This is a genomic window from Dyadobacter bucti (genome assembly GCF_005869225.1).
Classification (GTDB): Bacteria; Bacteroidota; Bacteroidia; order Cytophagales; family Spirosomataceae; genus Dyadobacter; species Dyadobacter bucti.
Genome location: NZ_SWFP01000001.1, coordinates 1,177,502 through 1,190,940, shown reverse-complemented (window position 1 = coordinate 1,190,940; position 13,439 = coordinate 1,177,502). Strand labels below are relative to the sequence as shown.

The following is a 13,439-nucleotide window of genomic DNA, read 5'->3' as shown; positions in this document are numbered from 1 at the left end:
TCGTGATTTTCGTAGTTTTGCGGTCTCATTCATAAAAAATAGATTTTAAGATGATTACGGTTCAGAACGTATCGTTAAGATATGGTAAAAGGGTTTTGTTTGACGAAGTAAATATCAAGTTTGTCCCGGGTAATTGTTATGGCGTTATTGGAGCGAACGGAGCCGGTAAATCTACATTTCTAAAAATTCTTTCAGGCGAAATAGAACCTCAGACTGGTCTGGTAAGTATGAATCCTGGTGAAAGGATGACTTTCCTGAAGCAGGATCAGTTTGAATTTGATGCATATACAGTAATGGACACGGTGATTTTGGGACATGAAAGGCTCTACAAAATCATGAAGGAACGTGAAGCCATCTACGAAAAAGAGGAGTTCACAGATGCAGATGGTGAAAAAGCTGCGGAGCTGGAAGCGGAATTTGCCGATCTGAACGGGTGGGAAGCAGAAACCGAAGCTGCTCAGCTTTTGAGTGGGCTGGGGCTTGGAGAGGAGCTTCATACAGCTATAATGGGCGACCTCAATTCCAATGACAAAGTTCGTGTTCTGCTGGCACAGGCGCTGTTTGGAAATCCGGATGTGCTGCTGCTCGATGAGCCTACCAACAACCTGGACGTAGAAACTGTGCTCTGGCTGGAAAACTTCCTTGCTGATTTTAAAAATACAGTTATCGTTGTTTCCCACGACAGGCATTTCCTGGATGAGGTCTGTACGCATATTGTGGATATTGATTTCAGCAAAGTGCAGATGTTCTCAGGAAATTACTCTTTCTGGTACGAATCCAGCCAGCTTGCACTGAAACAGCGACAGGACGCGAACAGAAAGTCGGAAGACAAAAGGAAAGAACTGGAAGAATTTATTCGCAGGTTCAGTGCCAATGCTTCTAAGTCAAAACAAGCTACATCTCGCGCCAAGCTTCTCGAAAAGCTTACGATCGATGACATCAAACCGTCTTCCCGTAAATATCCCTATATCGCTTTTAAATCTGAAAGAGAAGTGGGCGATCAGCTTTTGCGTGTCGATGGTTTAGCAAAAACAGCTGACGATGGGACAAAACTTTTTGACAATCTGAGCTTTAATGTCAATAAGGGAGATAAAATCGCATTTGTAAGCCGGAATGTCAATGCTATCAGTACGTTTTTTGATATTATCAATGAAGTTCAAAAAGCTGATAAAGGTACTTATACCTGGGGTGTGACGATTACTAAATCTTATTTCACAAAAGATCCCACGCCATTTTTTGATGTTGACCTGAACCTGGTAGATTGGCTTCGTCAGTATTCCGAAGAAAAAGATGAAAGTTTTATCCGTGGGTTTTTGGGGAGAATGCTTTTCTCTGGTGAAGAGTCACTGAAAAAGGCAAAAGTGCTTTCAGGGGGTGAAAAAGTACGGTGTATGCTTTCCAGAACCATGCTTTCCGGAGCCAATGCCCTCGTACTCGACGATCCTACCAACCACCTTGATCTCGAATCCATTACGGCCTTAAACAATGGACTTATCGATTTCTCTGGTTGCCTTTTGTTTTATTCCCATGACCACCAGTTCGTTCATACGATCGCGAACCGTATCATTGAGATAGGACCGAAAGGAATCCTGGATAAATTAATGAGCTATGACGAATTCCTTAAAGATGAAACTGTAAAACAGCAGCGTCAGCTGCTTTATTAAGAGATACTTTAGTTACAAAAACAGGGGCTGGAAAAATTTTCCAGCCCCTGTTTTTGTAATGTGATCTGTGTTTGACAAATCAATCGTAACTCACGCCATATTGTTTCAGTACATCCTCAGGAACACCTTCCCAGACATTGGGTGTATTCCCTTTGTAGCCGAGATCTTCTATGCCGATTTTTGAAGTATAAAACCCTGACGCAGTCAAATTGCGCATAAGATTAAAAAATGCCACACCCTGGCTGTGCATGGGTTTTGCTTTTTCAGGATATGCAATGTCGTCGACAATCTGTAATTGCTGAGCCTTGGTACAAAGCGTAAATATTTTCTGAAAACGCTTTTTGGATTCTATGTCAAGCCATTTCAATCCTCCGCGCAAAGGAGTCTGATTTTGCGGCATGTCTTTTGCAATGAACTCAATAAAGTCTGGCACACCTGCCTGGGAAGCACTTCCCGATTTATCGTCTGCCGGTATTATGATGTCGACCAGAACCTTTACAGTTGCCATTTCAGGAGCGGTCAGAAACTTCTCCCTCATCAGTTTGGCGTCCCGGATCGCTTCCTCTTTAAGCCTGCCACCAGGTATTTTTATTGGTGTTTCAGGCGGAGCCTGCATTTCAAGTTCCCTTTGTTCGGCCAATGTAATCTGTGGGTTCATTGCCGTAATTCCCAAAGAACTTAATGTCAAAGCTTTTAATGAATCTCTACGTTTCATGTGAATAAGATTTGAAGCAATGTTCAAATGATTAGATATTTTTCTGTTTAACCTGATTAACGATGTACTCCGAAGTCCTCATCGAAAGTGCAAGTATGGTCCAGGTCGGGTTCTTATCAGCTTGGGAAACAAATGAACCTCCATCCACAACAAATACGTTTTTCGCATCATGTGCCTGCGAGAATTTGTTCAGGGCAGATGTTTTAGGATCATCACCCATCCTTACGGTACCTACTTCGTGAATGATACGTCCCGGAGCTGCAATTCCGTAGTTGGTTTCCGGGCCTGGCTTTTTACCGTTTGCCACACCACCCAATGCATGAATAATCTCTTCAAAAGTATCATGCATGTGTTTCGCCTGTTTGATCTCATAATCAGACCATTTGTAGTGGAAACGCAAAACAGGAATACCATATTTATCGACCACATTCGGGTCAATTTCGCAGTAGTTATCAATACTTGGTACTGCCTCTCCACGTCCAGCCATACCTACATAAGCTCCATAGAACCTTCGGTAGTCTTCTTTGAGTGAAGAGCCGTAGCCACCGGCAGGTTTCATAGCGCCTGATGCTGTCGGGTATTTCCCGTTCATATTTTCAATACCGGAGCCGAAACCGTAGCTTGGCATACCCATTCCGCCACCGTACTCGATGTGGTAACCCCTTGGGAAATCCAGTTTTTTGTTATCCAGCCACCATGGGGTATACACGTGCATACCGCCAACGCCATCTTCATTATAGCGTTTTCTGTCCATCAAATGCGGAAGAAAAGCTCCACGGGAAGCACCCGTTGAATCGTGCAGATATTTTCCAACAACACCGCTTGAATTGGCCAGTCCCGCAGCGTGGCGGTCTGATTTTGAATTTAGAAGTAACCTTGCAGACTCGCCGGCACTGGCAGCCAGTACCACAACTTTGGCCTTGATAGTATGCTCAGTGAGTTTTTCCCTGTCAACGTAAGAAACGCCCGTCGCAAGACCTGTGGTAGGGTCCGTAATCACCTCGCGCGCCATGGCATTGTTGATCAGCGTTACATTGCCTGTTTTCAGTGCAGGGATCACTAATACGGATGATGAAGAGAAATCGGCGTAAGCCTGACAACCTCGCGAGCATTGGCTGCAATAAAAACATACTCCGCGTTGATCGTTAATGGGTTTTGTTAAAATCGATAAACGTGATGGAATAACAGGCACGTTCACTTTTTTACCAGCCTGCTTAATGAAAAGTTCGTGCAGGCGGGGCTTGGGAGGAGGAAGAAAAATACCGTCCGGCTCATTGTCCATGTTCTCTACTGTTCCGAATACACCGATGAGCTTATCCACCTCGTCATAATATGGTTTTACATCGTCGTAGCCTATCGGCCAGTCGTCTCCAAGCCCATCTATACTTTTGCGTTTGAAATCCTTCGGTCCGAAACGAAGCGAAATACGGCCCCAGTGGTTGGTACGGCCTCCCAGCATACGTGATCTGAACCAGTCGAACTCGGTTCCGTTTTTCCGTGTGTAAGGTTCCCCTTCAATCTCCCAGCCTCCCCAGGCTGCATCGAAGTCACCAAACGGGCGGTGGTTCGAAGCCCCCCTTCGAGGAGATTCATAAGGCCATTTCAACTGCGTAATGTATTTAGGATCAGCAGGGTCAAAATAACCGCCAGCTTCCAAAAGAGCAACCTTCGCGCCCGCTTTTGCAAGTTGATAAGCTGCCATTCCACCTCCCGCTCCCGAGCCAACTATACAGACATCAAAAACGGCAGGCTGTTCTTTAATTTGAAACATAGTAAGGGGGTAGTTTAGAATACTATTTAATCATTAAATATAAACATGGTTTGAATAAGAGAAGAGCCCAAACCGAATTTTAGAGGTTATTTAAAAAGAATCTAAATGAAAGCGAATGCTTTTGAATCAACCACCAGGGATACTAATTTTTGCGTAGAAACGTACTATCAGCAGTGGTTTATTTTATAAAAATGTCTTTCAACATGAGATAGCCCGATGATTTTCTGGTACATCAACGTATTTTTGCGTTAAAATCGGAACATATTTTGGCAATTACAGGTAACCAGGTCAGCATAGCAAAGGAGTTTCTTTTAAAAGGGGAGGTAGTGGCAGTTCCGACGGAAACGGTTTATGGACTGGCAGGAAATGCCCTGGATGAAAAGGCAGTCTTGCTGATCTTTGAAATCAAAAACCGTCCTTCTTTTGATCCGCTGATCGTACATACGGACTCCCTCGAAAAAGTAAAGACTTTCGTTTCAGATTTGCCGGAAAAAGCTCAGAGACTTGCTGAACATTTCTGGCCTGGACCGCTAACACTGCTTTTGCAAAAGAAGTCAATCGTTCCGGATTTGGTAACTTCCGGCCTTGATACTGTGGCGGTACGCATTCCCGACCACCCCCTTATTCTCGAGTTGCTCCGCAGCCTTGAATTTCCCCTCGCTGCTCCAAGCGCAAACCCTTTCGGTTATATCAGCCCGACCACGGCCGCTCATGTGAATGCGCAGTTGGGGGCTAAAATCCCGTATATACTGGACGGCGGTGAATGTGAAATAGGGATTGAGTCTACAATTGTAGGGTTTGAAGACGAAGATGTGGTCATCTACCGGCTTGGTGGTCTGGCGATCGACGAAATTGAAAGGGTAGTGGGCAAGGTGAAAATGATGCCCCATTCATCTTCTGACCCGAAAGCACCGGGGATGCTTAAAAGTCACTATGCACCCAGAAAACCGCTGTTTTTAAATTATAAAGAAGCATTTGGGGAGAGCACGCAAGCCGAATCGACAGGTTATTTGCTTTTTGAAAATTTTATATGCGGAGTCCCAAAGGAAAATCAGCGTGTTTTGAGCCGGACAGGCGATATGCGGGAGGCTGCGCATAATTTGTTCGCTTACCTCAGAGAGCTCGATGCTTTGCCAGTAGAGCGGATACTGGCGGAACGGCCTCCGATGAAAGGCCTGGGACTGGCTATCAATGACAGATTACAAAGGGCGTCTTTCAGCGAGGAAGAGTAACGTGTTACCTAAAGAAATGCGGGTGGAAATTCATTAAAAAAACTTCATCCGTAGCACGCGTCATAGCCGTGTACAACCAGCGTATAAATTCTGTATTAATCTGTTCATCAGGAAGATACCCCTGATCTACGAACACGGCACTCCATTGTCCGCCCTGCGATTTATGCGTAGTAAGCGCGTAGGCGAATTTCACTTGCAATGCATTCAGGAAAGGATCTTTTCGCAGCGCTTCAACCCTTTCTTTTTTTGATTTGATATAAAAATAATCTTCCAGGACGCTTTCATAGAGCTTCTTGTTCTCCTCCGAGGACATGGAAGGTGTCGCCGAGTGCAGCGTATCGAGAATGATCTTGGCGTCGAATTCCGGTTGTTTGTCGTAATCACTCATGCGGAGCGTTACATCCGCAAACCTGAATCCATGTATTTCCTGCGTTTTTCTGATTTTTAACAACTCTACAAAATCACCGTTTGCAATAAATCCAGCCGGGGATTCTTCATCAAGTACATTGTAATTGTTGCGGACCACCATCAGCCGGTCGCCCGCATCCAGCTCTTCCTCAGAAAAATTGATCATGCGCCTGATGTATTCATTATACTGGACGGCTGACTTGTTGGAGCGGGTCAGTATGATCGAATTTTCTTTTCCATATTTATCATAAGCATACCGTAATCCTTCTTCTAGTTTCTCGCCGGTCATTTTGAAAACATCCCTGTAAGATCGGGTAGTGATCTGTATTTCAGGTTTTTCGGCTGACAACTGGTTTCTCAGCGCAGTAGCATTGAAAAGAATACCGGAAAGCTCATCCTGCCGCATTACTTCTTTCAGCTCTTCCTGGAAAACAGACATGTAGTATGTTTTTTCGAGATATTTACCATCCAGGGCCGGGCTTAATTCACGGCCGACAGGTGGCAGCTGTGCAACATCACCGACAAGCATAAGCTTGTTTCCTGGGTTCTCGAAAACGAAATCGATCAGATCGGAAAGGAGGCTTTTGTTCCCGAAATCGGCTTCATCGGTGATCATCGATGCCTCGTCAACGATGAACAGGGTATTGTCGTGGTAATTTTTCTGGCGCTGAAAGGTGAGCGTCCCCGAAAATGAGTCGGAAGTCTGCTTGTATATCTTTTTGTGGATGGTCAGGGCGACCTTGTCTGCATATCCCGACATTACTTTTGCAGCCCGTCCCGTCGGCGCCAGAAGAATGGATTTGAAACCAAAATTTTTCAGCACTTTTATGAGTGTGCTGATGATCGTCGTTTTACCTGTTCCTGCATATCCTTTTAATAGAAAACAGTCCCTGTAGCGTTCTAAGCCCTTTTCTTCAATCAGGAAATCATTTGTTTTTTCGAAAAAACGCAACTGTCCTTCAGTCGGTCTGAAGGGAAAACGTTTGAGCAAGAGTTGGAAAGGTGAAATTCTGTCGGTTTCCATAAGAACGAAACTAATGGAAGGATTGCTAAGATCAAAGTCGTGTAACAGTGACAAAAATATACTCAGATTTAATTGGACTTTAATGTTTCAATTCTATATATTAGGAACCTTTTCTTACATCCCCAAACCTAAACATCTATGCTGGTACAAAATGTAATAGGCAACAAGCCTGTGAATGCGATTTGGTCGGTTACGCAGGACAACACCGTATTTGAGGCGCTGGAACTCATGGCCGCAAAAAACATTGGTGCCGTTTTGGTTCTGGAAGACAACGAACTGATCGGTATATTTTCGGAGCGCGACTACGCGCGAAAGGTGATCCTTTTGGGGCGGGCATCCCGCGATACACTGATCCGGGACGTTATGACCAGCAGGGTGATTACGGTCGAAACCGATACGAAAATTGAGGAATGCATGCAAATAATGTCTGATAAGCATATCCGGCATTTGCCTGTTAATCAGGATGATAAACTTGTGGGTATTATTTCTATCAATGATATTGTGTCCGCGATCATCCGCGAGCAAAAAGAACACATCAGCACACTGGAAAGCTACATTTCAGGAAGCCCCTATTTGTGATCTCCGAATAATCTGTTCACTGCCTAATTGTATTATCGGATCCTCACATCAGGATCCATGGGAAGGAATTATCTCTTCCAATGCTGAATAACTTGTCAATTCTGCCAGGATGGTTATCTTTGCCCCTCCAAAAAAAAGGCTTTGCTAACTGTAAATGAAACGATAAAGGATTTGTATGGAGGCCGTGTACGCGTCCGCGTGTGTGGCATTTGTATAGTCCATGACAGGATATTGCTGGTCAATCATTCACTCTATGGCAAAGAAACTGCTTTCTGGGTTCCGCCTGGGGGAGGTATACAGTTTGGAGAAAGTGCGGAATGGGCTTTGAAAAGAGAATTTATTGAAGAAACAGGTCTGGATATTGAACCCGGCGCCTTGCTTTTTATCAATGAACATATTCAGCCGCCCTTGCATGCTGTTGAAATGTTTTTTCAGATAAATGCAGTCAATGGAATTCCGGTGAAAGGCACCGATCCTGAATTGGACGTGGAAAAACAGATCATTGCAGATGTCCGTTTTCTGACGTTTCAGGAAATCAGGGCATTGCCTGAAACGAGTGTGCACAGTCTTTTTTCGAGGATTGATGCTTTGGAAGATATTTTCACGCTTGGTAATTATCTTCCAGGTACGGAGTCCAGACTGTGATATTTAATTAAATCTTAATCAGTTACGAGTGGCAAATTCAGAAAACCAGGTCATCGAAATTATTCCTACCCTTCTGGTAGGTGATAATTCGTTCGATGCAGCTACCATCCCATTTTGCACGTTGTGCATTGAGGTCGACGAGCGGCGTATCCGGTTTTGCATAGTCCGGGATGAAAACATGGAATGTATCTGGCTGGAAGATTACAGCTTTGAGACCGTGTTGACGCCCGGGGAAATTTTTGAAAAGCTTAAAAAGATATTCACCGGACATTTGCTTTGGTCCTCCAACGACTGGAAAAATGTGAGGATTTCGATCAATTCGCATGCTTTCAGTTTAATTCCAAATGTCATATTTGATAAGGATTCCGTTGCTGACTATCTCAAATTCGCTCTGGGAAGTCCGGTTCCGGCCGATGATAAAATCCTTTTTCACGAAGTGCCGCTGGTTCATGCCTACAATGTTTTCAGCATTCCGGTGATCTGGTACGAATGGATGGTCAATCATTTCAATTCGTCCAACATTACATTCTATCATCTTACGAGCCCATTGATCATTGGCGCGCTGGTAAGCCACGCGGAACACCAGGAGATCAGGATTGTGTCGGTTTATTTTGAGAAAGAATATTTTACTGTGGTCGTGAGTGAAAGCCAGCAGCTCATACTTTGTAACCGGTTCAGGTTTTCGCAAACGCAGGAGCTGGCCTATATTCTTTTGTTTACGCTCAGCCAGCTGAATTTTCTTCCGGAAGAAATGAAGGTGATGTGCTATGGTGAGATAGGATCTTCGTCTGATGCATACACGGAGCTTTCGCGATTTTTTCCGAATTTACAGATCGGGAGCGGGCCGTCCACATTAAAATACAGTACTCATTGCGGTGACATCCCTGGCCATAGGTATTTCGGTCTTTTCAATACCTACCTCGTATCATCATAAGTAATTGCAAACCAGTTATGAAGCGTATCGCATTATTTCCGGGGTCTTTTGATCCCTTTACAAAAGGTCACGAAGACATCGTTTTACGCGGGTTGAGGCTGTTTGATGAAGTGGTGATCGGGATTGGGAACAATGCTACAAAAAAGCGCTACTTCCCGCTGGATGTTATGAAGCAGCTGATTGAAAAGACTTTCGAACGGGAGCGTAATGTGCGTACGATTACTTACGACGATCTTACCGCCCATACTGCCCGGGAGCTGGGGGCAACTTTTTTGCTGAGAGGTCTGCGAAATACTACTGATTTTGAATACGAAAACGGAATATCGCAAGTCAACAGGTATGTCTATGCCGAAATAGAAACGGTTTTCCTGATTACTTCTCCTCCGCTTGCCCCGATCAGTTCAAGCATTATCCGCGACTTGCATAGATACGGGCAGAGCGTTGACGATTTTTTACCTTATTCGCTGTCCGAACTGAATAAACTCAACCGAGACGACTGAGTTATCCGGTCCGCAGCAATGATTTCAAGGTTCTTTAATATTGTGGATCTTGTTAAGGCTGTCGATTACATATCTGATGGAGCTGTAAGAATTGATCAGGATCGACTTGGATTCGGATTTTGAATACCAGTCCAGTTTCTCGATCTGCTCCTCGGCCTGAGGCTTCATAGCAGAATCGTCCAGGCAATCGAACAGATACCATTTCGTCCGTTTCAGAATCCGGCTGTTATTGAGGGTATAAGTATGCCAGGTTGTGCAGATTTTATCCCGGATTATAGCCTTGACACCCGTCTCTTCCTCAATCTCCCGCACGGCTGCGGTCTTTGAATTCTCTCCTTTGTCAAGCTTTCCTTTGGGCAGGTCCCATTTTTTGCGCCTGTACATCAAGAGCCACTTCCCATCTTTCACAACCACGCCCCCAGCCGCCTTGATCACTTTGTAGTGTCCTTTGATTTTCTCTTCCACATCCGATTTCTCGCGGGTGGCCATGGTGATGGACAACAAATCTTTAATTAAATCTTTTTCCAGAAACTGAATAACCTGCATTGTAGTGGCTGCGGTAGCGTTCAGAAACAATGTATGGCCGGTTAGCATGGTCTTCTGAAGCTTCTCCAGCCTCAGATCAACTATATGATCGAAAGCCGAAGTTTCCGCCGCCGAAAGTTGATTTGTCCGTACAATCCTGAATGGGCGGTCGTCAAAAAATATGATCATTTTTCAAATGGTACGTGAATCGATGCCAAAATTAAGTAAAGAGTTTAGTTTAGACAGCGATTATTATTGATAAATTTGTGGTACTAACAAATAAAAAGTTCTTGGAACTGCTGATAATTCTCCTTCTTGTGCTTCTCAACGGTATCTTCTCCATGTCTGAGATAGCACTTGTTTCATCCCGAAAATCACGTCTTGAAGCCGCTGCCAAAAATGGTGATTCCAATGCCAAAGCCGCGCTGAACCTGGCCAACTCGCCTACAAGGTTTTTATCTACAGTCCAGATCGGGATCACTTTAATAGGCCTCCTAACAGGTATGTACAGTGGTGACAACATCACTTCCGACTTTGAAAAAATCATCTACAATATCGAGATTTTACGTCCTTACAGCCACTCGCTTGCGGTAGGTACGGTGCTTGTCTTTATTACATACCTTTCGCTGGTGCTGGGTGAGCTTGTGCCCAAGCGGATCGGGATGGCGAATCCGGAAGCTATTTCGAAGTTCATGGCAATGCCCATGAACCTGCTATCGAAGGTGACGGCGCCGTTTATTGCCCTGCTTGGTTTTTCAAGTGACCTGATCATCAAGATACTGAACATTAAACAAAGCGAAAATTCAGTAACGGAAGAAGAAATCAAAAGCCTTATCCAGGAGGGAACATCCGGCGGAGTTTTTGAGGAGATCGAGCAGGAAATTGTCCACAATGTTTTCCAGCTGGGCGACAGGAAGGTTACTTCGTTAATGACAAACCGCCAGGAAATCGTATGGCTGGACCTCGAAGATACAGTTGAGGAAAATAAAAGTAAGATATTTGATTCCCGGCATTCGATTTACCCGGTTTGCCGCGGAACGGTCGATGACGTAGTAGGACTTGTTTATGTTAAAGATCTGATAGCCACCGATATCGAAGCCCAAATGGCAAACCTTGGCGCGATCTTGCGTGATCCGGTGTATCTGCCCGAAAGCAACCGCGCATATCAGGCTCTGGAAAAATTCAAAGAGCAGCGTGTTTATTTTGGTATCATTGTCGATGAATACGGAGGGTTGCTGGGTGTGGTTACCATGCATGACATCATGGATGCGCTGGTCGGTGATATTTCCGAAGATATTGAGGAAGCATCTGAAGTGATCAGGCGGGACGATGGAAGCTACCTGGTTGATGCGCAGCTGCCCTTCGATGATTTTCTGCGGTATTTCAATATCAATATGCAGGAAACTGAACGCAGGGAATTTGTAGGTTTCAACACTTTGGGGGGCTTCGTGCTCCATATTCTTGAAAATATTCCTAAAACAGGGGAGAAGTTTTCATGGAAGCAATTCGATTTTGAAGTGATCGATATGGACCGCAGCAGGATTGACAAGTTGTTAGTGATAAATAATAGTAAACCAGAAGAATCAGAAGAATAGAAAATGCCGAACGATCAGATCCTTAACAAAAGAGTCGCAGAGTTGCTGCTGGAAGCACAGGCTATTAAACTTAGCCCAGAAAAACCATTTCAGTGGAGTTCAGGGTGGCTGTCACCAATTTATTGTGATAACAGGGTTGCATTGTCATATCCCGACACGCGAACGTTTATCAAGAAAGCTTTGGCTGACGTAATTAAAGAACAGTATCCGGATGTTCAGGCAGTAGTGGGGGTTGCTACCGGGGGGATTGCCCAAGGTGCGCTGGTAGCGGATATTCTGGAACTCCCGTTTGCGTATGTTCGGCCGGAGCCCAAAAAACATGGTATGGGTAATCAGATCGAGGGCCGGCTTGAAAAAGGTCAGTCTGTGGTCATTATCGAGGATTTGATCTCAACAGGCGGAAGCTCTCTGAAAGTGGTCGATGTTCTGCGTACAGCAGGTATTGAAGTGGCGGGTATGATCGCTATTTTTACTTATGGTTTCGAAACCGCAGAAATCAATTTCAAAGAAAAGAATGTGAAATTGGATACGCTGAGCAACTATAATGCGCTGATTGAAACTGCCCTTGAGCATAATTACGTCAACAGTTCCCAGCTGGAAAGCCTCGCAGCGTGGCGCCAGGCCCCGGATCAGTGGGGGAAATAGTTTTAGGTTATCGGCTTTCAGCTTTCGGCCATCGGCGTTTTTTGTTTCGACTTACAAAGCCGACGGCCGAAAGCCATCTCAACCCCTGTGATTATCCAGCTTTTCGTAAAATCCTCCGAAAGCTTCTTCTTTAACCCCGGCCGATTTCAGGAATTCGTGCGGGAAACCAAGTTCTATTTTACTTACTTCGTTAAGCCTCTGCAGCATTTCATCAGGGATCTTGAAATCCAGGCAGCCAAGGGAATCTTCTAACTGCTTTTCCTTGGACGCGCCAATGATCGGTATCATGACCTGATCACGGTTTCTGGTCCAGTTGATCGCAATCTGTGCCGGGGTTACGGCCAATTCTTCTGCAATATCCACCACAGTTTGTGCAATAATGCTACTATGCTCGTTTCTGCGCGTGCTGTCGTGTGGCACTCTTCCCGATTCGCCACGCAAATATTTTCCCGTAAGTGCGCCGCCGCCAATTGCGCCCCAGGGAGTTACTGCCAGGTCGAGCGCTTTGGCCATCGGAATTAAATCCCGTTCCGGCGTTCTCTGTAAAAGCGAATATTCAAACTGGATCGCCGCGAAGGCATTCCAGCCACGAAAGTCTGCAATAGTATTGGCCTGGGAAACGATCCAGGCTGGCGTATCAGAAATGCCGATATAATGCACAATTCCCCTCGTTACCAGATCGTCCAGTCCCCGCATCACCTCCTCCACGGGAGTAGTGTTATCCCACATGTGCACCCAAAGCAAATCGATGTAGTCTGTATTGAGCCTTTTAAGGCTGGAAGTGACAGACCGCATCATGTTTTTGCGGTGATTACCTGCATAATTAAGGTCACCATTACGATCTTTTAACGTAAACTTGGTAGCCAGCACCCAGTGATCCCTGTCGTTTTCAATGAATTCCCCCACATATTTTTCTGACGAACCTTCAGTATATCTGTTTGCCGTGTCAATGAAATTACCTCCTGCGGACCCGAAAGTCTCAAATATTTTAAAGCTCTGATGCTTGTCTGCGCCCCATCCCCAGTCAGTTCCAAATGTCATGGTACCCAAACAAACTTCTGATACTCTCAATCCGGAGCGGCCCAATAATTGATATCGCATAGTAATAAATATTAAAATTAGTGTTGATCTATAACACTGCAATTTTCGAACGCAATGTTAAGTTTTTGTGGGACAAAGTTATATCCTTACCCACCAAATGT

The 13,439-nt window shown here is 44.9% G+C and carries 13 protein-coding genes; 8 read left to right on the top strand and 5 right to left on the bottom strand.

What is annotated here, in order from left to right; all coding sequences use genetic code 11:
- Positions 1 to 50: 50 nt before the first annotated feature.
- Complete coding sequence (locus FBF61_RS04405) at positions 51 to 1,664, top strand: ABC-F family ATP-binding cassette domain-containing protein (protein ID WP_138475932.1); 1,614 nt, start codon at positions 51 to 53, stop codon at positions 1,662 to 1,664.
- A 79-nt stretch (positions 1,665 to 1,743) separates the two neighbouring features.
- Here FBF61_RS04405 and FBF61_RS04400 read toward each other — a convergent pair whose 3' ends face one another.
- Together FBF61_RS04400 and FBF61_RS04395 are read right to left on the bottom strand one after the other, a co-directional pair.
- Complete coding sequence (locus tag FBF61_RS04400; protein WP_138475931.1) at positions 1,744 to 2,379, bottom strand: gluconate 2-dehydrogenase subunit 3 family protein; 636 nt, start codon at positions 2,377 to 2,379, stop codon at positions 1,744 to 1,746.
- Positions 2,380 to 2,410: 31 nt separating this feature from the next.
- Positions 2,411 to 4,150 carry a GMC family oxidoreductase gene (locus tag FBF61_RS04395; protein WP_138475930.1) on the bottom strand — a complete coding sequence of 580 codons (1,740 nt, stop codon included), beginning with the start codon at positions 4,148 to 4,150 and terminating at the stop codon, positions 2,411 to 2,413.
- Between the two features lie 266 nt (positions 4,151 to 4,416).
- Between FBF61_RS04395 and FBF61_RS04390 the strand changes: the two genes are divergently transcribed.
- Complete coding sequence (locus FBF61_RS04390) at positions 4,417 to 5,382, top strand: L-threonylcarbamoyladenylate synthase (protein WP_138475929.1); 966 nt, start codon at positions 4,417 to 4,419, stop codon at positions 5,380 to 5,382.
- A gap of 4 nt (positions 5,383 to 5,386) precedes the next feature.
- On the opposite strand, the gene FBF61_RS04385 is transcribed toward FBF61_RS04390, so the two are convergent.
- Complete coding sequence (locus tag FBF61_RS04385) at positions 5,387 to 6,814, bottom strand: ATP-dependent DNA helicase (RefSeq protein ID WP_138475928.1); 1,428 nt, start codon at positions 6,812 to 6,814, stop codon at positions 5,387 to 5,389.
- Between the two features lie 138 nt (positions 6,815 to 6,952).
- On the opposite strand from FBF61_RS04385, the gene FBF61_RS04380 reads away from it, so the two are divergent.
- From FBF61_RS04380 to coaD, 4 genes are all read left to right on the top strand, one after another.
- Positions 6,953 to 7,393, top strand: coding sequence for a CBS domain-containing protein (locus FBF61_RS04380; protein WP_205748223.1), 441 nt, complete (start codon positions 6,953 to 6,955; stop codon positions 7,391 to 7,393).
- A 141-nt stretch (positions 7,394 to 7,534) separates the two neighbouring features.
- The gene (locus tag FBF61_RS04375) at positions 7,535 to 8,038 is read left to right on the top strand and encodes an NUDIX domain-containing protein (protein WP_138475927.1); all 504 of its coding nucleotides are present in this window, start codon (positions 7,535 to 7,537) and stop codon (positions 8,036 to 8,038) included.
- 28 nt (positions 8,039 to 8,066) lie between these two features.
- The gene (locus tag FBF61_RS04370) at positions 8,067 to 8,972 is read left to right on the top strand and encodes a DUF3822 family protein (protein ID WP_138475926.1); all 906 of its coding nucleotides are present in this window, start codon (positions 8,067 to 8,069) and stop codon (positions 8,970 to 8,972) included.
- Positions 8,973 to 8,989: 17 nt separating this feature from the next.
- Positions 8,990 to 9,472, top strand: a complete 483-nt coding sequence (coaD, locus tag FBF61_RS04365; RefSeq protein WP_138475925.1) for a pantetheine-phosphate adenylyltransferase — start codon at positions 8,990 to 8,992, stop codon at positions 9,470 to 9,472.
- Between the two features lie 24 nt (positions 9,473 to 9,496).
- On the opposite strand, the gene FBF61_RS04360 is transcribed toward coaD, so the two are convergent.
- Positions 9,497 to 10,186 (bottom strand): NUDIX hydrolase, encoded by a 690-nt coding sequence (locus FBF61_RS04360; protein WP_138475924.1) that lies wholly within the window; start codon positions 10,184 to 10,186, stop codon positions 9,497 to 9,499.
- 101 nt (positions 10,187 to 10,287) lie between these two features.
- Here FBF61_RS04360 and FBF61_RS04355 point away from each other — a divergent pair, with 101 nt between their 5' ends.
- Both FBF61_RS04355 and pyrE read left to right on the top strand, forming a co-directional pair.
- Positions 10,288 to 11,592 carry a hemolysin family protein gene (locus FBF61_RS04355; RefSeq protein ID WP_138475923.1) on the top strand — a complete coding sequence of 435 codons (1,305 nt, stop codon included), beginning with the start codon at positions 10,288 to 10,290 and terminating at the stop codon, positions 11,590 to 11,592.
- A 3-nt stretch (positions 11,593 to 11,595) separates the two neighbouring features.
- Positions 11,596 to 12,237: an orotate phosphoribosyltransferase gene (gene pyrE / locus FBF61_RS04350; RefSeq protein WP_138475922.1), complete on the top strand. Its 642-nt coding sequence runs from the start codon at positions 11,596 to 11,598 to the stop codon at positions 12,235 to 12,237.
- 78 nt (positions 12,238 to 12,315) lie between these two features.
- Here the strand turns inward: pyrE and FBF61_RS04345 are convergent, their stop codons facing one another.
- Positions 12,316 to 13,338, bottom strand: a complete 1,023-nt coding sequence (locus FBF61_RS04345; RefSeq protein ID WP_138475921.1) for an aldo/keto reductase — start codon at positions 13,336 to 13,338, stop codon at positions 12,316 to 12,318.
- Positions 13,339 to 13,439: the final 101 nt, after the last annotated feature.

Coding starts and splice junctions, on each gene's coding strand:
- FBF61_RS04405 (WP_138475932.1), top strand. CDS start 51: ATGATTACGGTTCAGAACGTATCGTTAAGATATGGTAAAAGGGTTTTG.
- FBF61_RS04400 (WP_138475931.1), bottom strand. CDS start 2,379: ATGAAACGTAGAGATTCATTAAAAGCTTTGACATTAAGTTCTTTGGGA.
- FBF61_RS04395 (WP_138475930.1), bottom strand. CDS start 4,150: ATGTTTCAAATTAAAGAACAGCCTGCCGTTTTTGATGTCTGTATAGTT.
- FBF61_RS04385 (WP_138475928.1), bottom strand. CDS start 6,814: ATGGAAACCGACAGAATTTCACCTTTCCAACTCTTGCTCAAACGTTTT.
- FBF61_RS04380 (WP_205748223.1), top strand. CDS start 6,953: ATGCTGGTACAAAATGTAATAGGCAACAAGCCTGTGAATGCGATTTGG.
- coaD (WP_138475925.1), top strand. CDS start 8,990: ATGAAGCGTATCGCATTATTTCCGGGGTCTTTTGATCCCTTTACAAAA.
- FBF61_RS04360 (WP_138475924.1), bottom strand. CDS start 10,186: ATGATCATATTTTTTGACGACCGCCCATTCAGGATTGTACGGACAAAT.
- pyrE (WP_138475922.1), top strand. CDS start 11,596: ATGCCGAACGATCAGATCCTTAACAAAAGAGTCGCAGAGTTGCTGCTG.
- FBF61_RS04345 (WP_138475921.1), bottom strand. CDS start 13,338: ATGCGATATCAATTATTGGGCCGCTCCGGATTGAGAGTATCAGAAGTT.